This window comes from Pseudoalteromonas sp. ATL1 (assembly GCF_058933015.1).
Genome location: NZ_JBZYXL010000002.1, coordinates 546012 through 569243 on the forward strand (window position 1 = coordinate 546012; position 23232 = coordinate 569243).

The 23232-nt window shown below is 42.6% G+C and carries 17 protein-coding genes; 12 read left to right on the top strand and 5 right to left on the bottom strand.

The window, feature by feature from the left end; all coding sequences use genetic code 11:
• Nucleotides 1–9 precede the first annotated feature (9 nt).
• The 3 genes from AC5FX4_RS20605 to AC5FX4_RS20615 all read right to left on the bottom strand — a co-directional run bounded on the left by AC5FX4_RS20605 (nt 10) and on the right by AC5FX4_RS20615 (nt 740).
• On the bottom strand, nt 10–216 hold the full coding sequence (locus tag AC5FX4_RS20605; protein ID WP_493608291.1) for an EF-hand domain-containing protein: 207 nt from the start codon (nt 214–216) through the stop codon (nt 10–12).
• 11 nt (nt 217–227) lie between these two features.
• Nucleotides 228–449, bottom strand: coding sequence for an EF-hand domain-containing protein (locus AC5FX4_RS20610; protein ID WP_493608292.1), 222 nt, complete (start codon nt 447–449; stop codon nt 228–230).
• A 66-nt stretch (nt 450–515) separates the two neighbouring features.
• Nucleotides 516–740 (bottom strand): EF-hand domain-containing protein, encoded by a 225-nt coding sequence (locus AC5FX4_RS20615; protein WP_493608293.1) that lies wholly within the window; start codon nt 738–740, stop codon nt 516–518.
• A gap of 313 nt (nt 741–1053) precedes the next feature.
• Here AC5FX4_RS20615 and AC5FX4_RS20620 point away from each other — a divergent pair, with 313 nt between their 5' ends.
• The 8 genes from AC5FX4_RS20620 (at nt 1054) to AC5FX4_RS20655 (ending at nt 13552) form a co-directional block, all read left to right on the top strand.
• On the top strand, nt 1054–2493 hold the full coding sequence (locus AC5FX4_RS20620) for a sensor histidine kinase (protein ID WP_493608294.1): 1440 nt from the start codon (nt 1054–1056) through the stop codon (nt 2491–2493).
• A complete protein-coding gene (locus AC5FX4_RS20625; protein WP_493608295.1) occupies nt 2486–3019 on the top strand; it encodes a hypothetical protein in 534 nt (177 codons plus the stop codon). The genes AC5FX4_RS20620 and AC5FX4_RS20625 overlap by 8 nt, the downstream gene beginning before the upstream one ends.
• Nucleotides 3016–4329, top strand: a complete 1314-nt coding sequence (locus AC5FX4_RS20630; protein WP_493608296.1) for a sigma-54-dependent transcriptional regulator — start codon at nt 3016–3018, stop codon at nt 4327–4329. The genes AC5FX4_RS20625 and AC5FX4_RS20630 overlap by 4 nt, the downstream gene beginning before the upstream one ends.
• Nucleotides 4330–4485: 156 nt before the next feature.
• Entirely contained in the window at nt 4486–4908 is a 423-nt protein-coding gene (locus AC5FX4_RS20635; protein WP_493608297.1) for a hypothetical protein, read from the top strand.
• A 415-nt stretch (nt 4909–5323) separates the two neighbouring features.
• The gene (locus AC5FX4_RS20640) at nt 5324–7273 is read left to right on the top strand and encodes a methyl-accepting chemotaxis protein (protein WP_493608298.1); all 1950 of its coding nucleotides are present in this window, start codon (nt 5324–5326) and stop codon (nt 7271–7273) included.
• Nucleotides 7274–7420: 147 nt separating this feature from the next.
• Nucleotides 7421–9160 carry a DUF4153 domain-containing protein gene (locus AC5FX4_RS20645; protein WP_493608299.1) on the top strand — a complete coding sequence of 580 codons (1740 nt, stop codon included), beginning with the start codon at nt 7421–7423 and terminating at the stop codon, nt 9158–9160.
• Between the two features lie 114 nt (nt 9161–9274).
• Nucleotides 9275–11986, top strand: coding sequence for a response regulator (locus AC5FX4_RS20650; protein WP_493608300.1), 2712 nt, complete (start codon nt 9275–9277; stop codon nt 11984–11986).
• 216 nt (nt 11987–12202) lie between these two features.
• Nucleotides 12203–13552: an MFS transporter gene (locus AC5FX4_RS20655; protein WP_493608301.1), complete on the top strand. Its 1350-nt coding sequence runs from the start codon at nt 12203–12205 to the stop codon at nt 13550–13552.
• Between the two features lie 21 nt (nt 13553–13573).
• Here the strand turns inward: AC5FX4_RS20655 and AC5FX4_RS20660 are convergent, their stop codons facing one another.
• Complete coding sequence (locus tag AC5FX4_RS20660) at nt 13574–15340, bottom strand: hypothetical protein (protein WP_493608302.1); 1767 nt, start codon at nt 15338–15340, stop codon at nt 13574–13576.
• 97 nt (nt 15341–15437) lie between these two features.
• Nucleotides 15438–16907, bottom strand: a complete 1470-nt coding sequence (locus AC5FX4_RS20665; protein WP_493608303.1) for a flavin monoamine oxidase family protein — start codon at nt 16905–16907, stop codon at nt 15438–15440.
• A 334-nt stretch (nt 16908–17241) separates the two neighbouring features.
• Here AC5FX4_RS20665 and AC5FX4_RS20670 point away from each other — a divergent pair, with 334 nt between their 5' ends.
• From AC5FX4_RS20670 to AC5FX4_RS20685, 4 genes are all read left to right on the top strand, one after another.
• A complete protein-coding gene (locus tag AC5FX4_RS20670) occupies nt 17242–18564 on the top strand; it encodes a dicarboxylate/amino acid:cation symporter (RefSeq protein WP_493608304.1) in 1323 nt (440 codons plus the stop codon).
• 311 nt (nt 18565–18875) lie between these two features.
• Entirely contained in the window at nt 18876–20276 is a 1401-nt protein-coding gene (locus tag AC5FX4_RS20675; protein ID WP_493608305.1) for a PfaD family polyunsaturated fatty acid/polyketide biosynthesis protein, read from the top strand.
• A gap of 14 nt (nt 20277–20290) precedes the next feature.
• On the top strand, nt 20291–21358 hold the full coding sequence (gene fabD, locus AC5FX4_RS20680; protein WP_493608306.1) for an ACP S-malonyltransferase: 1068 nt from the start codon (nt 20291–20293) through the stop codon (nt 21356–21358).
• A gap of 52 nt (nt 21359–21410) precedes the next feature.
• Nucleotides 21411–23153 carry a carbamoyltransferase family protein gene (locus tag AC5FX4_RS20685; protein WP_493608307.1) on the top strand — a complete coding sequence of 581 codons (1743 nt, stop codon included), beginning with the start codon at nt 21411–21413 and terminating at the stop codon, nt 23151–23153.
• The last annotated feature ends 79 nt before the right edge of the window (nt 23154–23232 follow it).

A 23232-nucleotide genomic window follows, 5' to 3' on the forward strand; every position in this document is an offset into this window, starting at 1 on the left:
CTCTAGGGATTACTTGTTAAACTCTTCTGGCGACAACTCACCGTCTTTGTTTGCATCAAGCTCATCAAAAACAGCCATCAGGCTTTCTGAAGCTGCGGCTTCGCTTTGGCTGATCACACCGTCTTTGTTACTATCAAAGTCGCTAAATTGACCAGCCATTGCTGAAGTGCTCGCTAATAATACAAGTGATGTCAGTGTTACATTGAGTGTTTTCATGGCTCATTCTCCTACTGTTTAAAATGTGCGAACTCTACAGGTGATAGTTCGTTGTCTTTGTTTGCATCAAGCTCTCTAAACTGGCTAGCAAGCTTTGATGATACTTGCGCTTCAGTCGGGCTTATGACGCCATCTTTATTTGCGTCTAATGACTCAAATGACGTGTTTGATGCCAAAGCAAATGCGCTCATAAGAGAGGCGAACGTTAGTGTAAATACGTGTGTTAGTTTCATGTTGTACTCCAGTTATTTATATTTGTATCTCCCAACCTATGTTGGGTTATTTAATTTGCTACTAACTTACTTAGCCTTAAATTCTGCGAACTCTTCAACGCTTAAAACACCGTCAGCGTTTTTATCTAAGTCTTTAAATTGAGACATTAGTTTTGGCAGTGCCTTTGACTCGCTTAAACTGATAACGCCATCACCATCGGCATCTAACATCGAAAATGAGCTGCTAGCCTGAGCGACTACTGATGCTGAAGAAAGGGTAAGCATTGACACTGTGATTAATACATTTTTCATCGTGCGATTCCTTTTGTTAGTCGTCACTAGTGCCTACTCACTAGCAACGTTGGCTCGTTTTAAACAACACTTTAAAACTTTAAATTTCAAAGCGATGATGTGCTGTGGTCTTACTATTCCAACTTTAGTGCCAAAACAAAAAACACGTTAAGATTCAGATAGTTAATAATTTCACCTTGATTTAGTTCAGGAAGGATTAAGTGTTCGTGTTGCTAAATAGCAACACGAAACAAGGCACAAATGAAAAAGACTTATAAATCATAGGTATAAAATGTTGCCATTTGGCAACATGACCAATTAGGAGCAATATGACGTGAACATAAATTGGTTAAATTGGCGGCATATATCACGCCTCATTAAGGTCAAGCAGTCAGGTTCTCGTTTTTTTTCTCAATCTTTGAGCCAACAAACACGGCTATCCTTGTTAGTCGCCGCTCTCCCCATTGTTTTGTTGTCTCTGTGGTATACCCAAAATCTGACCTCGCACCAACATGAAAGCCTTGAAATTTACAAATATAATCAATCTCTTATCCTTAATTTCAACCAGTTAAAAACGGATGTGTTGGCGCTCGAAAAAGCACAACTAAACAATGAGCTACTTGAAGATGCTGCATTGCAAAACAGCATTGAAAAAAAGTGGCTTGAAACAAAAAAGAATATTTTTATTTTAAAAAAAGCGAGTCAATCACCTACCGTCGTTGCTAAATGGCAACAACTGCTCAATTTGGTCCCAAATGCACGCCTTAAAACCCTCGATTACGCCAACATGCAAAGTCTGTTAATCGAACTAGAACCTCTGTTTCAAGCGCAGCTATCTGATAATTTAAAAAGCCAAGCCGACAAACTCACATCGCTTAATCAACGCTTTTTAATTGGCCTAATGGCCATGATCCCTTTATTAGCTTTGGTCAGCTTATTGATGATCCGCCGAGTTTCATCACAATTGTTGTCGCTAGAACATGCAATAAAGCAACTGGGTGGTGGATATTTTGATAAGCCAATCGAACTCAGCGGCAGTGAGGAACTGTCCTTACTCGGCAATAAACTAGACTGGTTGCGTGAGCAACTACAAAAAAGTCATAAACAAAAAGATACCTTTTTACGCCACGTCAGCCATGAGTTAAAAACCCCATTGGCCTCGCTAACAGAAGGTAATAGTCTGCTAAAAGGTCACGAATTTGGTTCACTCACCAACGCACAAAATCGCATCGTTGTCTTAATGGAAAAAGCGCTGTGCCGATTAGGTAGCTTAATTGATGACTTACTGAAATACAGTGCGGCCAGTCATCCGTTGGAACAGCAACATAAACACCTCAGCCAGATCAAAACGCAAATTGAGCAACATTTTAGCGACCACAAAACAAGAGATGCGATCCATATAGATTGGCACAATGCGATAGGCAAGCAACCGCTACCCTATCTGCCTGTGAAGTTGATCTTAACGCAGCTTGTTGGCAATGCCTTGCAGTATGCCAATGCAAGCGTTCAGGTTCTTGTTACCAAGCGAGAACAATCTATACAAATTGAAGTTATTGACGATGGCCCGGGAATAGATGTTCAAGAGCAGTATAAATTGATGGAGCCCTTTTACCGAGGAAAACACAGTACAGCGAATACTGGCAGTGGCTTAGGTCTGGCCATCGTCGCGCAATGCGTCAAACAACTCAGTGGCACCATTGAATGGCAGTTTAATAGTCCCGGTGCACATATTTGTATTCAGTTTCCAATTGAAGGAGCCAAGCACTATGCGTAACACAGCGATGCTTTTGATAGTTCTAGTGTTAAGTGGCTGTCAGTCATTTAATGCTGCACATAACAGCCCCACATTCATAGGTCCGAGTAACAATAAGCAAACACAGTTTGCTCCTTTAAGCGTACTGCTTTCAGCCCATCATCATGCCTGTGACGGCTCTACAAAGCAGCCGCTATTAGGTTATAAATTTGATGACGTTCTGAGTACTTTTTTTAGTGAATTCTGTCATACCTCATCGACCACTACTCAACTAAAAATGCTCGCAGCACTGCACCAACAAACTAATTGGCCAGAGGCTTACTTAAGCTATTTTTCCATGTTACATCAGCAAACCAAAGCATTACGCGAAGTAAAACTGGCGCACTTAGCGCTTAACAAACGATACCAAGCACAAAGCAAAATGCTGGAGGATACACAAAAAGCCATTACAGAAATGAAAAATAAGCTGGCACTCATCGAAAGAGCGAGGCTCTCTGCGCCACCAAATCAAACAACCAGCACAAAAATAGAGGAAGCCGAGCTATGAACCAAAGTACCATTTTACTTGTAGATGATGATGAATCACTCATTGAGCTGTTAAGTATGCGCCTTGAAGCCAATGGCTATGACGTGCTTACCGCTCACCGTGGCACGCAGGCTTTAAAAATTTTGCAAGAAAGCATCGTTGATCTCGTGATAACCGACTTGAGAATGGCCAACATGGATGGCTTCGAGCTATTCGAAAATATAAAAAAGAACCATATTGGCCTACCCGTGATCATGATGACCGCGCATGGGTCTATTCCCGATGCGGTAGAAGCGGTGCAACAAGGCTTTGTCAGCTTTTTGAGTAAGCCAATCGAAAGCAAGGCGCTACTAGAGACCATTGAAAGTACCATCCAAAACAATGCGCAAAGAGATGCCTCTATCAGCAAGCAATATTTTCACGGTCTTGTTTATCAAAGCGCCGCCATGGCGCAAGTGGTTCGTCATATTCAAGCCTTAGCACCCAGTCAGGCCAATATTTTGATACAAGGTGCCAGCGGTACAGGTAAAGAAGTCACAGCAAGGGCCATTCACCGAGCAAGTAACCAAAGTGATGGGCCATTTGTGGCAATTAACTGTGGTGCTGTGCCTGCACATTTACTGGAATCGGAGTTGTTTGGTCATAAAAAAGGGGCCTTTACCGGCGCAACGCAAGATAAGTTGGGCTTAGTACAAAGTGCTGATGGCGGAACGCTCTTTTTGGACGAAATTGGCGATATGCCAATGGACTTACAAGTAAAATTACTTCGCGTATTACAAGAGCGCAGCGTACGCCCTGTGGGTAGCCAAACCGAACAACCGGTTGATATACGGTTACTTTCAGCCAGCCATAAAGATTTAAAGTTGGCTGTTGCGAATAAAGAGTTTCGAGAAGATTTATACTATCGACTAAACGTGGTTTCATTACACTTGCCAAGCCTTGCAGATAGACCAGAAGACATTCCACTGCTGGCAAATCGCTTTGTTGAGCACATTAGCGAAGATAAAAAGGTGATAAGCCCTCAAGCCATGACGTGCTTACTCGGCTACGACTGGCCGGGTAACGTTCGACAACTGCACAATGTGATAGAGCATTCAGTGGCACTGTGCTCAGGCAAGCTCATCACTCAAGACATTGTTGAAAATGCGATCCCTGAGCTGAAGCAAAACAGCTTTCAAGGACTCAATGAAGCGAAAAAGCAGTTTGAATATGACTACATTCAAAAGGTACTTTCTTTGTGCCAAGGCAATGTTGCAGAAGCGGCAAAGCTCGCTCAGCGCAACCGTTCAGACTTTTACAAACTACTTAAAAAGCATCAAATAAGTTGCTAGAAACTATAGCGAAACTAGGCGTATATTATTGTAACAAAACAGGAAGAGACTCAAATCACGATACTTACAAAATAACACCTTATTAAAACACTGCATTTACTTACGGTTTAATAAAAGGTACATTTGTCCCCGCAAAAAAACAAATAAGGAAACAAAATGTTAAAAAAAATAACCGCTTCTGCAATTTTTCTTCTTTCTTGCTCCTCAGTATTAGCGAGTAGTGGGTACTGGCAAGAAAAAAGGGTATGTGACTATAAAACTGTACAAGAAAAGGTTCCATTTACTCAATGTACATGGGATGGAAATATTAGCGGATATGCTGGTGGTCAGTACTATGATGACGGTTGGGTTTCAGTGTCTAAACATTTTGATTCACATGTTCAGTGCTCCACTTCAATAATACATTCAGTGCGCAAAGGTGGCGATGGAAGAACACCAGGGCATAGCCTTTCAGGCACCTTGCATTTAGTAGAGAATGAGTATGGATATAACTACGTAAACAAAAGGGTTAAAGACGAACAGTCATGCCGAATAGAAAGAATCTGGATTAGTTGTGATGGCCCACATACGTGTGAATAACACACAATAAATAGCCTATGACTATCGAACAATAAAGTATCTAGGGTTCAGTCAACACTGGTAGCCACAGTTTTATGTGAACATTAAGTGTCGCTTCATATTTCGTGGCTGCCAACTACTCAGACTTTTACAAACTACTTAAAAAGCATCAAATAAGTTGCTAGAAACTATAGCGAAACTAGGCGTATATTATTATTGTAACTATACTTGGCTAATGCGTTTGTGGGTTTACATATCATCCACCGCACTGAATGTTTGGCATCGTGCAAAAGTGACCAAACATTCAAAGTCGCCAAGGATGCTCTCTCAGAGCAAGTGAATACATTCTATGACAACCATTAGCAGGCAAAAAAGATAACAACTACTCACTGACTTTTGCCTGCCAAGTGCCTAGCTACAGGAGCAACCTATGAGAATGCGCCAAAAACTAATTATCAGTTTTTTGCTCACTGTGATCGTGCCCATCCTTGCAATTTCAACGGTTAGTATTTCTAAAACCAAACAAGAATCTCTCAAAAGCTTTTTAGACTTTTCAAAGAGTGAAATACGTCAAATTGAAAATGGCTTTGTGTTGTTTTTTGACCAAATGAAAAACAACGCACAGTTTTTAGCACAGCATAAAGCTGTATCAAATATGCCCAACAACATTACGCAATATTTTGGCGCTGAAAAGGCCATGACGCCGTTAAAGAACTCCCCTGCCGAAGGTAATATCTTTGAGTTGTATACCTCATTTGGGCAAACTCACCCGGAGCTTTTGTTTGTTTATTTAGGCTCAGAAACGGGCGGTTTTGTGCAATATCCAGCCGAACCTTTGGGTAACTACGATCCAAGAAAGCGCCCTTGGTATCAAAAAGCAAAATCTTCCGGCAATGAGGTGATCATCACAGAACCTTATCAAGGCGTTACGGGCCAAGCAATGGTATCCGTTGCAACCAGTATTTTTGATAGCAGTGAAAAGTTTGTGGGTGTGCAGTCGCTTGACGTTACGCTCTCCACCCTGACTGATATTGTCAGCAACATCAAGTTTGGAGAAACAGGCTATTTAATTTTGCTTGATGGTAAAAACACGATTTTGGCCGATCCAAAACGCCCAGAGAATAATTTTAAAAACATTAACGACATAGACCTAGTTTTATACCAAGAAATAGCCAATGTTGGTAACAAACCCTACATAACCATCGAAACCAAAAACAAAACGCTGGATGCAAAAATTTATCATTCCAAAAAGCTAGACTGGCGCTTTGTTGCAGTGATTGATGAGGATGAAATTTTGCAATCGGCGTACAGCATGTCGTGGAGTATCACTGCCATTGCATTAGTCATGCTGGTTGTTTTTGGTGTGATTGCGGTAGTGCTTGCCAACAAAATTGTGTTCCCTATTGAACGAGTGTCAGAAGGGCTACGCGATATCGCACAAGGTGAAGGCAACCTTTCCAAGCGCCTAGAGGTTATCGGCAAAGATGAGATCAGTGAACTTGCCAGCTGGTTTAATCAATTTTTAAACTCAATCAATAGTTTAGTGAAAGATATTCAGCAAAATGCACACACACTAAACAGCTCAGCACAACACTTTGAAACACAAATTAATGATATTCGAAGTCAATGCCGTAACCAGCAAGGCACCGCACAACAAGCGGCTCAAAATACGGAATCAGTGCATCATATGGCACAAAATGTAAGTCAAAACTGTCAAAGTTCGCTGGATGAAATTGAACAAACCGATCAATATGCCCATTCTGGCAATACGCTAATTAGCAATACCGTGAGTCAAGTGGCACAGTTGAACACCTCGTTGGATGCATCAGCGGCGGAGATCTCACAGCTTGAAGCTGAAAGTAACAACATCACCAATATCCTTGGGGTTATTCGTGGTATCGCCGAACAAACTAACCTACTCGCTCTCAATGCGGCCATTGAAGCTGCACGCGCAGGTGAGCAGGGTCGCGGGTTTGCAGTTGTAGCGGATGAGGTACGAACCCTCGCTCAACGTTCACATGACGCCACTCAGGAAATAGAACAAGTGCTCACTAAGTTGATTGAGCAAACTCGCGCTGTATCAAGCAAAATGACCGAAAGCGTCAGCGCTTCAAGTGAAGCTATTTCCCAATCAGAAGAAGCGCACCAAGCGTTTGAAGATATCGCAAATAGCGTAACTAAAGTCAAAAACTTAGTGGCAACCATTGCAGACGATGCAAGACAACAAGGCGACTCGGCTAGCCAAACTCATGATCAAATTGCCGGTCTGACCGAGTCAGTCGATCAAGTCAGTCTAGCATCAGATAGCTTATCGAATGGCGCTAAAGCGCTTGTTGAGCTGGCTAAAGGATTGGATCAACTCGTCGGCCGTTTCCACATTGATTAAGTTCAATGGCCAGAAGGCTTATTCACCAGTTTGCGAGCAATGATTTATTGCTCGCAAAGCCTTAGAGACAACGCAGCTTCGCTCATTGAGTGTTAACCTACAACAGCATAAAATTACATTTTTAGTTCAATAATAAAGGAAGAAACTTTGGATAGTTCATCATCTGATTTCGATAAAAGCCAAGGAAAATGGCTATTACTCGTCGCATTACTTCAGGGCTTAGGGTTGCTGCTGTTGCATCAGTCACATAGTTTCGGCTGGTCAATTTCGGATTCACCCGCTTGGCTGTTAGCCTGCTATGCCACACTGTTAACGGGGCCTTCAATTTTGATTTATGGTGTCACCATTGAAACACCTCGACATTTCTATACAATCACCGCGCTTTATACGCTCGTGGCATTCTTGCTAGGCATGTATACCGGAAGCCAACTACTTTACCCTGAACACCCCGATTTGCCCATGCATGGATTTAGCTTTGCGACCATCATGAGCCTACTCACTTTCAAAGTGTTCGTGTTCGCCGCTTCGATGCGCAACCAAGCTGAGCAATGGCACGTCAGTTACAAATTGTTGTTTGAAAATACCTGTCGCCTCATCATTACCTTATTTTTAGCCAGCATATTTTCGTTGATTGTTTGGCTTGTTATTGTGCTTTGGGCCGAGTTGTTTGGTTTGATCAATATTGAGCTTTTTAAAGACATATTTTACGAACCCTGGTTTATTTATCCTGCGCTTTCACTCGCCCATGCCATTGGTGTTTTAAAAGTGCGCAGTAGGAACAAAGTCGTCAATACAGCAAATCATTTGATCCAAACATTATCACTGGCGATATTGCCACTTCTGGTGCTACTGAGTACTGTCTTTCTTGTTGCGCTTGCCGTACAAGGACTTGAACCACTGTGGGAAAACGGCGGCAGTAATCTTGTGTTTGTATTAACCGCTTTAGTCTTGTTTACCCTAAACTTGGCATTCCAGCAGGGAGATTGCGCCCCTAAAATGCCAAAGCTTGCCTACCAAATACTGCTAGTCTGTCTTGCTCTTTTGCCCATTTACATGGGGATCAGCGGCTATGGTTTGTGGCTTAGAGTAGAACAATACGGCTTGAGCATAAGTCGTTTGTGGGCGGTGTTTATGTGGGTGTTTTTAACGCTCTATGTGACCTGCTACAGCATCAGTATCATAAAGAACAAGTTGACTTGGTATCTCTCACTCGCGCCTGTCAATACTCGATTAGGCCTGTTACTCATTGCTGCGCTGTTAGTAAGTCAATCGCCTCTTTTGGACTTTAAACATCTCAGTGCGCAGAACCAATTAGCCCGAATTCACAATGGCACAACGCAGGTAAACGACGTTGATGTTTATTACTTTGCAAAAGACTTGGGCAAAGCAGGACGAGAGGCATTACACGAAATTGACGCGCATTATAGCGACTCAAATCCACAATTGGACATGAGGATCAAAGCAGCCTTTGCAAATCAAACCGAGGATTCTGCCGCTATCGATATTTTGGATGCGCTCATTATTAAAGGTGACCTATTGGTTGAACAGATACCGCAAGGTTTACGCTCAGCGTTACAAGATTATTCGGAGTCGAACCCTGCACCTATTGCGGCCAGTAAAGGAGTTTATTTAATTCCTGTGCATTTAAACGATGACGAGGTGTTCGAATTCTTGTTTATCATTGAAGAAGCTGATTACGCACAAATACTGTTGTTTTTCAAAGCACAAGATAAGTGGGAATATCAGAATATGGAGTTTGGATTCAATTCAAAACTCAGTCGCACAGATATTATTGAGGCGCTTCTAGATGGGAGTTTCACCATCGAGCAACCTCAGTTTATGGATATTAAAGTCAAAGACACTCACTTGAGACAAGTTAACTTCTAACAACGCGACTGCGCTGGCGCTCAGCTAGCGCATATCAACACACCACCTAGCGTTTTAGTGAAGATCTATTAGACTTAAATTTGTCTCATTCGCTAGGATGCTGCTGCCAATCTAATGACTAATAAAGCATTTTTTAACACCTCAAAACCCAAATGGTTTTATGCTTACTTTGCCTTGGCATTGTTCAGCATAGTCACTGTGTCAATCAGCTTATATCTCAACAAAGAAATTATTAGCATTTACCATGACACTGTAAAAACCAACAAGCGCTGGGCCGAACTAAAATCACTGATTGCGCAGCTAAATGAAAAAGCTTTAGCCACCAATGCGCCGGGCAACAATATATTTGATTCATTCCAAGTACACTCTGAACAAGTTGCCTACATAAAAGCAAAATCTGAATTCATTAGTCATTTAGAAAAAGTTAAGCATCACATTAGCCAGAGTGATTTACTTAAAACCCCGAGCGAACAGTTAAGCTTTGTGAATGCGGCATATGCAGATTTTGAATTACTTGATGAGCAGGTTCAGCAGATTTTTGCCAAGTTTGACTCAAGTGATACCACACAGTCTGCCATGCATATGTCGGTAATGGACAGACACTACGCCGCTGTTGCAAAAGATATTTCAAATCTCTCAGAACAAATAAGAACACTACAAGTTGCTGATTTTGAATCTGAGTTAAGTACCGCTCAGCGACTCAAAGCCTTTGAAATTGTCGTAGCCACTTTGGCGATCTTCATGATATTTGGCGCCATTCTGTACGCTTTTATTTTAATTCGGCAAATTAAGCAGGATGAAGTACAACAACTTAAAGCGGATATTGAGCTAAAAACCATCTTCTCCGCCGCCATCGATCCTATGATAGTGATCAACGACAAAGGCACGATTCAGTCCGCCAATGAAGCGGTATTGCATGTGCTGGGCCATAACCCCGTCGAGCTTATCGGCAAGAATATTTCCGTACTTGCGAGCATTGAACACAAAGAAAAGCATGATGGTTATATCAAACAATACTTAAAAACCCGCGAGGCCAAAATTGTAGGTAAGTCTAGAGAAGTAACCGCATGTCATGCGGATGGGCATGAAGTACCCATCATTCTAAGTATCAGTGAAATGTTGCTCCCCAATGGTATACAATTTGTTGGCACTATTCATGATATTACCGATAGAAAAGAAGAAGAGGCAAGACTACTCAAATATGCGACCGAATTGGAGCAAGCCAAGTCGCAAGCAGAGAAAGCCAACGCGTTGAAATCAGAATTTTTGGCCAACATGAGTCATGAAATAAGAACCCCGATGAATGGGATCATGGGCGTCAATCGACTTTTGTCTGAATCAGGGTTAAGTACAGAGCAAAGTCGTTACAGTGACATAATTAAAAGTTCTTCGGAATCATTGTTGACTATTTTAAATGACATCTTAGATTTCTCGAAAATTGAGGCTGACAAACTTGAACTAGAGGTAATTGGCTTCAATGTATACTCACTTTTGGAGGAAATCGCCGAACTTCTCTCCATAAAAGCCAGTGATAAAAAGATTGAAGTCATACTGGGCATAGACCCAGATATTCCCCCTTTCATTAAATCAGACCCAGTTCGTCTTAGACAAATCATTAGCAATCTGACCAACAATGCCTACAAGTTTACCCAACAAGGCAATATCACCATTCAAGCGTCTTTAATCAGTCAGAAAGAAGGCCGTGTCAATATTGAGATATCGGTATCTGACACAGGCCTAGGCATTGAAGCCGACGTTTTGGAAACCATATTTGACAAGTTTTCACAAGAGGACAACTCAATAACAAGAAAATTTGGTGGCACAGGTCTGGGCCTCGCGATTTCTAAAAAATTAGCCAATATGCTCGGTGGCGATATTAGTGTCAAAAGTATTAAAGGCGAAGGGTCAACATTTACCTTTAATATACAAAGCCAAGTCTGTGAGCAAAGTCAAAAAGAATCCGAGGAAAACTCGCTACCTAACTTAACAAACACATCTCTTTTATTTGTTGATGACAATGAAATTAACTTGCAAATATATACCCAGTTGCTGCAAAAAAGAGGCGCACAAGTTACCGCATTGAGTGACCCAACCTTAGCATTTGCAGAGTTTGATAAGCACAGTTTTGACGTCGTAATTCTCGACTACATGATGCCAGACTATGATGGCTTATCTTTGTGCAAAAAGATCAAAGAACATAACCCAGCAGTGCCAATCATTTTGCTTTCTTCAGCAAAAGTTGAAATGCAAACACTACATGACGCAAAAGTCAGTGGTTTCTTATTAAAACCAATCGAAAGCCTTAAAGTAGATTATTTTATCGAACTGTTGCTACGACAAAAAAGCTGTAACTTCATAGAGTTTAAAGACATTTATAGTGAACAAAGTAAAGCAGAAAAGGAACTTACTGCTTCTTCTGAAGATGACATAATCAGCTTGAACGTATCCTTGCTGCTTGTGGAAGACAACGCAGTGAATCAAATCGTCGCTCGTTCCATGTTAGAAGGTTTCGTGAAACACATTGCCTTAGCACGTGATGGCGAGGAAGCCGTAGACATGTTTAAGAATAACCATTACGACATTATCTTAATGGATGTACAAATGCCAAAAATGGATGGTTACACCGCGACACGAGAAATTCGCAAGATTGAAGTGCTGCAACAGCGGAACAAAACTCCCATTGTGGCGCTCACCGCCAATGTCATGAAAAACGACGCGCAAAAGTGCTTTGATGCGGGAATGGATGATGTAGTTGGTAAGCCAATTGTGAAAGAGCAGCTTTTAGACGCCGTGCGAAAAGCTTGCTCAATTGATATGACTAGTTAAGCTCCCCAAAGCCGCACTCTCTGTATGGAGTAAAGTGACATTAATCTTTGTGGAGGTATCAACGAACACAGCAATTGTTTTCAATCGTGGCTAATTTCCGTAATAGTACATATTCGCGAACCGTTCGCTTCATTTAGCTTGGTTTTATTAGCTTTAATCACTATTATTAGTAACTTAGCAACCTATTATCAGCCAATATAGTCATGAGCTAGCATTATGAAGTCATTTCCTTCTCTATATTTTACAAATCTTTTCCTTGTCGGTGGAACTGGTCTTCTAACCACCTACTTGGCGCTGTATTTAGGCCAACATAGCGTATCGACCTTTTGGATTGGGTTACTCACTTCTTGTTATTACTTAGGCCTGTTATGCGGCTCTAAATTAGGTTATTACCTGATCAAATCGGTTGGCCATATTCGCGCTTTCGGCGCAAGTACCGCAATAGTAACGGCCTGTGTTGCAACGCACGGGGTCAGTGACAATTTGTATTTATGGCTTGCGCTACGCTTTATCGTTGGTCTTGGCATGATGTGTAATTACATGGTGCTTGAAAGCTGGCTAAACGAGCAAGCGGCGCCTGAACAGCGTGGTCGGGTGTTTTCATTTTATATGCTGAGTTCGTATCTGGGCATGGTTGCAGGCCAATACACGCTTTCTCACTTTCCTGAACTTGGCTATGCCCCCCTATTCTTAATATGCATCGCTGTCTCCTTTGGTATTGTGCCGATTTCTATAACGCGTCGTATTCACCCCAAACCTCTTAAGCCAATTCAGGTGAGTATGTTCGAGTTTGTGAAAAAAGTGCCCCAATCTCTCACTGCAGTGCACTTTGCAGGCATTATCAATGGCAGTTTTTACGGTCTTGCGCCTACCTTTGCTAGCAAAGCTGGCTTTGATGCGACGGAAATTGCGATGTACATGTCTGTTACAATATTTGCCGGTCTTCTTGCACAGTGGCCGATGGGAATTATTTCCGACAAAATTCGCCGTAGTATTTTACTGCGCTCAAATGCTGTGATCATTGGTTTAACATCGCTGGCGTTGTTTTTCTTGCCAACTCAAGCACCTCTCAGTTATGTGCTGACGTTTATATTTGGCCTGTTCGCGTTTACCTTGTATCCCCTGTCTTCAGCCTTGGCTAATTCTCGAGTTGACGATGAACATCGAGTGGGCGTGTCGTCGGCGTTACTCGTTGCATTTGGTTTAGGAGCAAGTATCGGTTCAGCGCTTTTAGCACAAGTGATGACCTTTTTTGGCCACCACGCGCTTTATGCTTCTTTTGCGGTTTTAACTGTCATCATGTATTCACTATTAACCTATATCAATGCACGACAAAAAGCGGAAAAACCAGAACCTAGTGACTACGTTGCGAGCCCGTCAGATATTACTAATTCGCCTTTGGCGGCAACGCTGGACCCTCGTATCGAAGAAAAAACAGCGCACGAGCAAATGTTGATTGTCGATGGTCATATCATCAATACCGATATTTTCAATGATGAAAGCGAAGATGAAGCAGAAGACCAGCAACCAAAAGACAAAGTTGAAGAAAAAGACGTGTATAAATAGCCCCTAGCCGTCAACAGTCGCTTATCGCAAACATTCTATTTCGATAAGCTGACTTGGCGCGGGTAACGCCAATGCGGGCAACTGTGTGATTAACTTGTCATACAATGCCTTATCATTACGTTTTATCTTAAATAACATATTGCGGTGCAAATCGCTGAGCTGCGTATTCTCTATCAAACTGTTCAAAGTGTTGATTGGAATTGCATCGCCTTGTCGATAATTACTTATCACATATAATGCAAACCAAAGCGGGTCAATATCCGTATCGCGGCCTTTAAGCGTAAGCCCTTGTGAGATCAAAAAAGGGATCGTTTCATCGTCATAACCATCACTTCGTAAACTTTTATCCATAACCTGCGCTATCAATGAAAAACCCATCGCATTGGTGTTCTTTAACTGATACAAGTATTTACTCAAAAACTGCTTTTTTTTCTCATACGGTAAGTGGTAAATGAGTGAGTAAAAGTCACTATTTTCAGGAATAAGCCCATGACTTTTTAACTCGAGTATTTGTTCAACAGTCGGTTTAATGCGACTAAAAACCAGCTCATAAAGCATGGTTGATTCATACTCATCAAGGTGAGGCAATAACTGTGCTAACTCCTTTTTTTGGCGCAATATCGAGTCATAAGTTTCTAAGCCGCTCAACTCGACACCGTATCGGCTCATTGCACTGTTGAGTGCGTTCAGGGCAAACATATAATCACGCTCTGGACATAAATAACGACTGACAGCGAGCCATGGTGCAGAGAGCGCGGTATCCACTTCAGATGATTTAACCTTTTCAATGACTATCGAATTATCAGTCGTTGTATTTTCACAATAATCACTCAACTGCGGCGTGTCACTTTTTTCAAAATATTGGACTTTTAAGCTGTCAATTCGCGCTTGAATTTGCGCATTGGGCTTAAATTGTGTTTTATTGATTCGTGTTACTTCACGCGCACTTTTATCCGCTACCAACCCTTTCAAAGACCGCTCGATTGGGCTTACCGGCATTTCATCCCCAACATATAAAGGCGCTAACTCAAACAAAGCTGTCAATAATTGCTCCGATTGTGCTGGCGGCTGTGCACCAATTAACAACATATTGTTCAAATTGCGAAGTGGGTGTTGGAAAAACATCGGATTGTCGATTGGCGCTTTTAATCGGCTAATTGCAAACATAGCTCGCTGAACATCACTTTTGTGCAACGCTTGCTCAAACTCGCCTAGCCAAAGTGTCTGTTCAATATCTGGGTATAAATTAAGTTGGCTATTCACATCAAAGTCGGGTGTGTACGTTGTGACTGTATAAGTGGCAAGATTATGTAAATACATCTTCCCAGGTTCCCTTTTGGTATCATATTCCAGCGCATTCAATTGCTGGATAAGCTCATGATGCAACTCGTGATAACGCGATAGGCTATTGACCTGTTCTACCCATTCAATCGCTTTGTTATATCCATATAGTGCAGCCAACGTGCTGGCTATTTGAAACTTATCCATGCCTTCAAAATACCACCCTATGGCTTTAGCTTGAACAAAGCTTGCTTCCAATCTTTGCTGATAGAGCTCAACGTGTTTCAGCTCTGGGCAGCTTACCTCGCTCGCGTTATGAGCTACTGGAATAGGGTCTATTTCGTTTGTTACAAGCACAGAACTTGGCTCGACATGCATGTGAGGGTTATTAAAAGGCGTCTTGGCATTACAACATACTTTTTGAGAATTGTGATAGAGCACTAGGCCGACAGTAAGCCCTAGTAGAATGATGAGCAACACACCAAGCAAGCGGTTTCTTTTTCGCATAAATTAAGTTTACTTCTCGTTCATTTATTTGAGTTTATCTGAGTATCTATCAAATGGTAGCGCTTCCCAAATAATGAAAGCGCTACCAAAATTAAGTTTACAGACCAAGCTCGCTGATCTGCTGAGCAACTCGTACACCACTTCTCACGGCACCTTCCATGTAGCCTAAATAAAGCGTGTCAGTATGTTCACCTGCAAAATAAATGCGACCTGTCGGTTGCTTAAACAAATCCCAATATTTTGTCATTTGGCCTGTGCCATAAGCCAAAAAGCCACCTTTCGTCCATTCTTCATTGAGCCAATTTTGCGCTTTTGCCTCGACAAAGTAGGCAGACGAACCAGGATACATAAGCTCAATCTCAGCCAAACGCGTGTCAATAATTTGCTGATCGGTCCAATGCTTTTGCATCGAGCTGAAATCACCTGAAGTATAAGCGATTAATATGCCACCCTCTCCACCTTGACGTTCTGTCGTTTCCCATGTCCAGCCCGTAGGTAAGCTTGCAACGACCGTATCCCCGCCTAAATTTTGATCTAACCAAAAACGTTTGCTGTAGCGAAGAAGCACTTTGGAATGCGTGCCGTAGTTAATCTTATTGGCAGCATCCATCATTGCTTCAGGTAAAACTGGGGAAAAATTGATTTTATTGAGCACTTTGAGCGGTACAGTAACCACTATCACATCAGACGTGTATTGCTGCTTGCTGATTGTTGTAACGGTAATTTTTTCACCTTGCTGGGTAATATCAGTAACTGCTTGGTTTAAAACAATCTCGCCTTCAATGTTGTCTGCAAACGCTTTGGTCATTGCTCGTCCGCCTTTCAAGAAGCGAAATGACTCCACATCATCATCCGAAACATTTTCGTAAACCTTGGCATACTGTGCTAGGTGCAGTAATGACAACTGACTTGGTTCATCAAACTCACCACGCACAAACTGTTCGGCCAATTGATAAGCTGAAGGGTGAAGTTGTAATCCATCTAACCAAGTTTTTACGTTCATTTGGTCATACTGTTTGGCTAACTCTGAATTGGCAGGGTGCTCAGGATCTGGCACAGCGGCAGTCAATAGATTCATTTCATCATAAAATCGATTAACGTCGGTCACAATTTCTCGATTAAAATTGTTGTCAAAATCACTGTAGCTCACCAATTGACCGTCGACGTAGTATGCACCCGATTCAATGTCCCCTGAGTATCCAGTGTCGGCAAGTTCAACATTAAACAAACTCGCATAACGATGGATTTCTTTATGGACAGTGAGCCCATCAATAAACTCTCCACCAATTTCACCGGTTTGCTCGCCCATTTCATAGGTTGCAACACGCCCACCGATGCGGTCTCGTGCTTCAAGCACGGTGACTTTAAAGCCTTGTTGTTCAAGCTCATAAGCCGCCGTTAGTCCAGATAGCCCTGCACCAACCACGATGGCATCTTTGCTTTTCACAGCAGGCTTAGGGTCAACTGATACAGTGTGATTATTATCACTACCACAAGCACTCAATAAGGTGGTAAAGAACACGCTAATAATAAATGTTCGGAAAAAATCCTTTTCCCAAAACTTCATGAGAATTCTCCTAAAAGTTAAGTTAATTGATATGTGTTTTTGAGATTTAATTGTGTATACGCAAGGCGGGATGACAGTGTATGTAACGCTTAGGTTTAAAGTACAAAATCATCCATGATCCTTTTTATTCCCTATTTGTAATAAATTAAGGAACAATTTCGCGAGACAATTCTAATTTAATAAGCTGTAAACGCAAATATTACTTTTGAGTAACGTACAAAAAGAAAATTTAAGGATAGTGACTAGGGCGCTGACACCGAAGTTTTGATATTAGTCAAGATACTAACATTTTGTAATTGATACAATTAGTGCGAACCCACGTAAGGATAAAATCATGAACCTTCAAAGCCCCGTTCACCAATTATTGCAAAAAAACATGCTCTGGCTGCAAATCGTTATCGCGCTTATATTGGGTGTATCGATAGGACTGTTGTTATCGCCTAAAGGCGCTGCGTTAATCAGTGAAAGTAGCGCCAACCAAGTAGCGCAATGGGTTGCCTTACCGGGGAAGGTGTTCCTCGCGTTAATTCAAATGGTGGTGATTCCTTTGGTTATGTCATCCATCATTTTAGGCGTAGCAGGTAATAAAGACACCGAGTTTTTAAAGAAGGTGGGACTGCGTATCTTTCCTTATTTTGTGGTCACTACCTTTATCGCTGTGTGCATCGGCCTTGTGGTGGCAACAGCTATCAAGCCCGGCAACTATGTGGATAGTGAACTACTCGCCAGTTTAAATACACAAACAAGCACAGTCACAACACAACAAATCACACCAAAAAGTATCCCTGAAAGAATGGTTTCTATCATTCCTGAGAATATTACTCAATCGACTTTAGACAAGGATATGTTTGCTGTCGTGATGTACGCTGGGTTTATCGGTATTGCGCTCACAACTCTAAGTATTAAGCAAAAAGTCTTGTTACTCGATTTAACCGAAGCGGCACAGTCACTGTCATTACGCGTTGTTAATTGGGCCATGTTATTAGCCCCCTTCGCGGTGTTCGGTCTGCTATGCGACATTACCATTCGAATTGGTATTGACGCCTTAGTTGGGGTGTCGGCATATGTTGGTACCGTGATCCTTGGGCTGTTGTTATTACTTATCGCTTACCTTCTACTCGCCACATTCATTGGTAAGCTTAATCCTCTGCATTTTTTATCTGCCATCAAAAGTGCTCAGTTATTGGCTTTTTCAACGTCAAGTTCTGCGGCTGTCATGCCACTTTCCATGCGCACGGCTGAGCAAGAACTCAATGTTAAAAAACCCATCGTCCAGTTTATCGTGCCGCTGGGCGCCACCATTAATATGGATGGCACCGCGCTTTATCAGGTTGTTGCCGCTATTTTTCTCACTCAGGTTTTTGGCATCACACTCACCGATAGCCAAATTGTGCTGCTGATCTTAACCACCGTGGGCGCCTCAATTGGTTCACCCAGTACACCGAGGGTCGGTATCGTTATCTTGGCCTCAATTCTAACGAGTTTCGGTGTGCCAGCCGCTGGCATAGCCTTGATCTTAGGCGTGGATCGCATTTTAGACATGTGTCGAACCGTGTTGAATGTAACGGGCGACCTCACTGCATGCGTGGTGATGAATAAATGGCTAAGCCATCATATTGACGTTGAGCCACAAGCGGTAAACGCCTCAACCCCCTAATCGAAAACAACAATGCAGATCGAGCGAACACTCATTGCCTTCGCTCGTGGTTCGCTCGGCATTCGCTCACACATTAAAAGCTAGAGCTTAAAAAAAGCCCCTTGGCTTTCGAGTTAAGATGTGAATTGGCCATAACGTACGATTAATTGACTTTTTTATTCCTTCTCCATTTTGTTTGCATAATTAGCTATTACCCTAACCCATAGCTGCCAATGGTGTGTCTGTCACACCATCTTTGTATGCTCGTTTTTGAATAAAACCTTTATTTTTCATGATAATGTAATTACATCGCAATTATCCAAAGGACATGCATGAAACCCACAACTAAACACGCTCAACTTATTTGTCCACAAAGCTTAGGTTGTGCCGCGTTTAAAAAAGACTATGGCATAACATACGCCTACCTAGCCGGAGGCATGTACCGAGGGATTGCATCGAAGGAGCTAGTCATTGCTTTAGCCAAGGCTGGCTTCATGGGCTTTTTAGGCACTGGTGGCAGAAAACTAAAAGATATTGAGCAAGATATTGTCCAGATTCAAAAAACTTTATCACCACAGCAAGCCTATGGCATCAATCTGGTCGCAAATCTAGACTCTCCTCAACTTGAGCAAGCCACAGTTGAACTCTATCTGCAACACAATGTACGCTGTATTGAAGCGGCCGCGTTCATTCGCATTACACCCGCTTTGGTGTTGTATCGTTTAAAAGGTCTGTATCAAGACTCTAATGGCATTATCAAGTCAAACAATAAAATCATTGCCAAATTGTCTCGACCGGAAGTGGCAGACCATTTTTTGAGTCCTGCGCCAGAGCGCATTGTTCAAAAGCTTCTGGCCGAGGGGAAGATCACGCCCGAGCAAGCGCTGATGAGCCAAGCCATATTTATGTGTGATGATATTTGTGTTGAGGCCGATTCAGGTGGACATACAGATAGAGGTTTACCAGCGGTTTTATTACCAGCGATACAAAACCTGCGAGACCAAAAAGTAGCGCAATACAACTTCAATGCCACGCCTCGAATTGGGCTCGGTGGTGGGATTGGTACCCCCAGCTCTGCTGTCGCGGCATTTATGATGGGTGCTGATTTCATTTTGACGGGTTCCATTAATCAATGCACGGTCGAAGCGGGTACTTCTGACTTGGTCAAAACCATGCTGCAAACCATTAATGTGCAAGACACCGACTACGCCCCCGCAGGCGATATGTTTGAAACTGGCGCTAAGGTACAAGTACTAAAAAAAGGCGTGCTTTTTGCACCTCGTGCCAACAAGCTTTTCCAGCTTTACCAACAATATGATTCGCTTGATGCACTCCCCGAGAACATAAAAAACCAGCTGCAAGACAAGTATTTCGGCATGTCATTTGAGGCTGTTTGGCAACAAACCAAACAACACTTACTTAGTACCAATCGCACGCAAGATATCACCCGGGCAGAAACGGATGGAAAATACAAAATGGCGCGTATTTTTCGCTGGTATTTTGCCCATTCAATGAAGCTAGCGTTTGCAGGTAAAGAACAAACCCGTACAAATTTTCAGGTACATACGGGCCCTGCGCTGGGTGCATTTAACCAATGGGTCAAAGGCTCCGAGTTAGAACACTGGCAAAACCGATACGTTGATCAGATCGCACACAAACTGATGTTAGAAACCGCCTTGTTACTGAGCAGCAAAGTTCAGCAATTACTTGCTGTAAACCAAGCAACCAGCTAAAAAACAGAATCAATATGAAAATATACATATTTCCGGGACAAGGGTCACAATACGTCGGTATGGGTAAACAAGTATTGTCTGAGTTTCCCCAGCTCGTAGAGCAAGCTAGCGACTTGCTTGGCTACTGTATTAAAACACTCTGTTTGGATGACCATAAAAAGCAACTCAATCAAACTCAATTCACCCAACCCGCTTTGTTTGTGGTCAGTGCGCTGTCTTATCTGCAACAGCAACGCCAAGAAACAACCTCGGCCGATTACTTCGCGGGCCACAGCTTGGGTGAATACAACGCATTATTTGCGGCTGGGGCCTTGAGCTTTGAAACTGGCCTACAACTGGTTAAAAAACGCGGTGAGTTAATGGCCCAAGCTCAACCCGGTGCGATGGCTGCGGTGCTCAATATCGAAGCGTCAAAGCTTGTCGAGCATTTTGCCTCAAGTCAATTGCAAGGCATTGATATTGCAAACTTTAATGCACCAAATCAAATTGTTATATCTGGGCTTGCTGACGACATCATTCAAGCTCAGCACGGCGTCGAACAGCTGGGTGGACACTTTATTAAACTCAATACCAGTGGTGCTTTTCATTCTCGATACATGAGTCAGGCACAAAGCGAGTTTGCCAACTTTATTAAAGGTTTTGACTTTACCGTCCCGCACACACCAGTGATCGCTAATGTCACCGCCAAGCCCTATGAGAACGAGAATATATCGAACCTGCTGGTTGAACAGATAACGCACCCCGTGAAGTGGACTCAAAGTGTGCAGTGGTTGCTTGCTCAAGGTGGCACCACCTTCATTGAGCTGGGCCCCAAAAAAGTGCTGACCAAGCTTGTCAGCAATATCAAACAACATGTTTGTGATACTCCGTCAATACCACAAACATCACAGGCAACAACGCCACAGCAACAAGTAACACGTTGGAACAACGCCTATCCAATAGGCACACAAGTCAAAGTAAAGGGCATGACGTCTCAATTTAAAACTCGAACCCATGCCACCTTGTTATTTGGTCACCGCCCTGCAATTTATTTGCACAATTTTAGCGGATACTTCCATCTAGACGAAATTAGTCCGGTATAGAAAAACCAATAACCGGAAAAACGAATATCAATCATATTTTTGGATCACAGCGATGAAATACTATATTGGCTTAGCAACCTCATTTCACGACCCCGCAGTTGCAATCGTTAACGAACAAGGCGAACTGATCTTCGCTGAAGATGCCGAACGTTTCTTAGGCTACAAGCGCGGTTTATATTGCCTACCCGATAACCCTTATTACATTGAAGAAGTACTCAAAACCTATTGTGCTGACTGCACGGAATTGGTGATAGCCAAAACCTGGAGTAAAGGACGCGAGAAAAGTGCTAATGTGCTTGAAAACGTCGCATTGAGTCTTTTAGAAACATTTTCGTTCAATATTGACGTCAATACTCGCGATATCAAAGATCAGTTTTATTTTGCCAGAGCATCACAAGCGGCCGCTGGCAGAACCTTGTCGCGATTCTTTGAAGCAGGATGCAGAAACTTTATCGTGGGTAATTACAGAACCAAAAAGCCCACTGATATCCGCTACCACGACCATCATCTCACTCACGCTGCCAATGCTTGCTTTAACAGCCCATACGAAGACGCCGCGTGTATTGTGGTAGATGGCATGGGAGAAAAAAGCAGTATCGCTTACTACACCTACAAAAACGGCCAAATAAAACCCGCGCCTATCAAGGTAAAACGCTCGTTTAAGAGTTTAGGTTTGTTTTATACCATCATCTGCGAAAACCTCGGCTTTGATCCTCTCAAAGGTGAAGAGTGGAAAGTCATGGGGCTTGCACCTTACGGCAAAAAAGACGAGAGAGTATACGAACTGCTGCGTTCTTCATTGCAAGTTAAAAACGGTAATTTTGCGGTGCCTAAAAACCTCAATGCCATTATGAAAGAGATCAAAGGCATGGCACGTGAGCCCGGCGAGTCGGTTGAACGCTTTAAAGACTTTGCTTACACAGGGCAGTTGGTTTTTGGTGAAATTTTCATGGATTTGATCAACGCCGCGTATGACTATGCGCCATCCAAAAACCTCACCATTTCAGGTGGCTGTGCACTGAATTCTTCATTTATGGGCACCGCGCTGGAACGCTCTAAGTTTGAAAACATTTTTGTGCCATCGGCACCAGCCGACAATGGTAATGCTATTGGTGCCGCATTTTTGAGTTATCAACAAGATAACCCGAACTGGAAGCCAAGCAACACGGTACAGTCTCCATACACAGGCTCGACCGTGAAAGAAAAATCATTACAAAAACTCGCCCAATACGGTCACCTAAAAGCCACCGATTATGGCGATGAAGTGTACAAGAAAACCGCTGAATTTTTAGCTCAGGGCAAGATCATTGGCTGGGCGCAAGGTAGAGCCGAGTTCGGTCCTCGCTCTTTAGGCAACCGCTCAATTTTAGCAAACCCATGCTTGGTTGATATGAAAGACACCATCAACGCCCGTGTTAAGTTCCGTGAAGAATTTAGACCGTTTGCCCCTTCCATTTTGCATGAATACGGCGATGAATATTTTGAAAACTATCAAGAGTCGCCTTACATGGAACGCACTTTGGTATTTAAAGAAGCCGTTCGAGACAAAGTACCTGCTGTTGTGCATGTAGATAATACCGGGCGCTTGCAATCGGTTAAAAAAGAGTGGAACGAACCTTATTACAAGCTGATTGAAAACTTTCGACAAATTACCGGCGTGCCCGTGTTACTCAACACCAGCTTCAACATTATGGGTAAGCCCATAGTGCACTCAGTAGAAGATATGCTGGCGGTGTTTTTGATGTCTGGCATTGATGTGTTGGTTATTAACAACACCATTTATGAGAAAAACTAGGACGACCTACTGCCTCAAATCCACTAAGGTTTGGGGCGACCGCCAAGGTAGGCGGTCAAAATATTTGTTTTATACACCC

Coding starts and splice junctions, on each gene's coding strand:
- AC5FX4_RS20640 (WP_493608298.1), top strand. CDS start 5,324: ATGCGCCAAAAACTAATTATCAGTTTTTTGCTCACTGTGATCGTGCCC.
- AC5FX4_RS20685 (WP_493608307.1), top strand. CDS start 21,411: ATGAAATACTATATTGGCTTAGCAACCTCATTTCACGACCCCGCAGTT.
- AC5FX4_RS20605 (WP_493608291.1), bottom strand. CDS start 216: ATGAAAACACTCAATGTAACACTGACATCACTTGTATTATTAGCGAGC.
- AC5FX4_RS20615 (WP_493608293.1), bottom strand. CDS start 740: ATGAAAAATGTATTAATCACAGTGTCAATGCTTACCCTTTCTTCAGCA.
- AC5FX4_RS20670 (WP_493608304.1), top strand. CDS start 17,242: ATGAACCTTCAAAGCCCCGTTCACCAATTATTGCAAAAAAACATGCTC.
- AC5FX4_RS20625 (WP_493608295.1), top strand. CDS start 2,486: ATGCGTAACACAGCGATGCTTTTGATAGTTCTAGTGTTAAGTGGCTGT.
- fabD (WP_493608306.1), top strand. CDS start 20,291: ATGAAAATATACATATTTCCGGGACAAGGGTCACAATACGTCGGTATG.
- AC5FX4_RS20610 (WP_493608292.1), bottom strand. CDS start 449: ATGAAACTAACACACGTATTTACACTAACGTTCGCCTCTCTTATGAGC.
- AC5FX4_RS20660 (WP_493608302.1), bottom strand. CDS start 15,340: ATGCGAAAAAGAAACCGCTTGCTTGGTGTGTTGCTCATCATTCTACTA.
- AC5FX4_RS20655 (WP_493608301.1), top strand. CDS start 12,203: ATGAAGTCATTTCCTTCTCTATATTTTACAAATCTTTTCCTTGTCGGT.
- AC5FX4_RS20635 (WP_493608297.1), top strand. CDS start 4,486: ATGTTAAAAAAAATAACCGCTTCTGCAATTTTTCTTCTTTCTTGCTCC.
- AC5FX4_RS20675 (WP_493608305.1), top strand. CDS start 18,876: ATGAAACCCACAACTAAACACGCTCAACTTATTTGTCCACAAAGCTTA.
- AC5FX4_RS20665 (WP_493608303.1), bottom strand. CDS start 16,907: ATGAAGTTTTGGGAAAAGGATTTTTTCCGAACATTTATTATTAGCGTG.
- AC5FX4_RS20650 (WP_493608300.1), top strand. CDS start 9,275: ATGACTAATAAAGCATTTTTTAACACCTCAAAACCCAAATGGTTTTAT.
- AC5FX4_RS20630 (WP_493608296.1), top strand. CDS start 3,016: ATGAACCAAAGTACCATTTTACTTGTAGATGATGATGAATCACTCATT.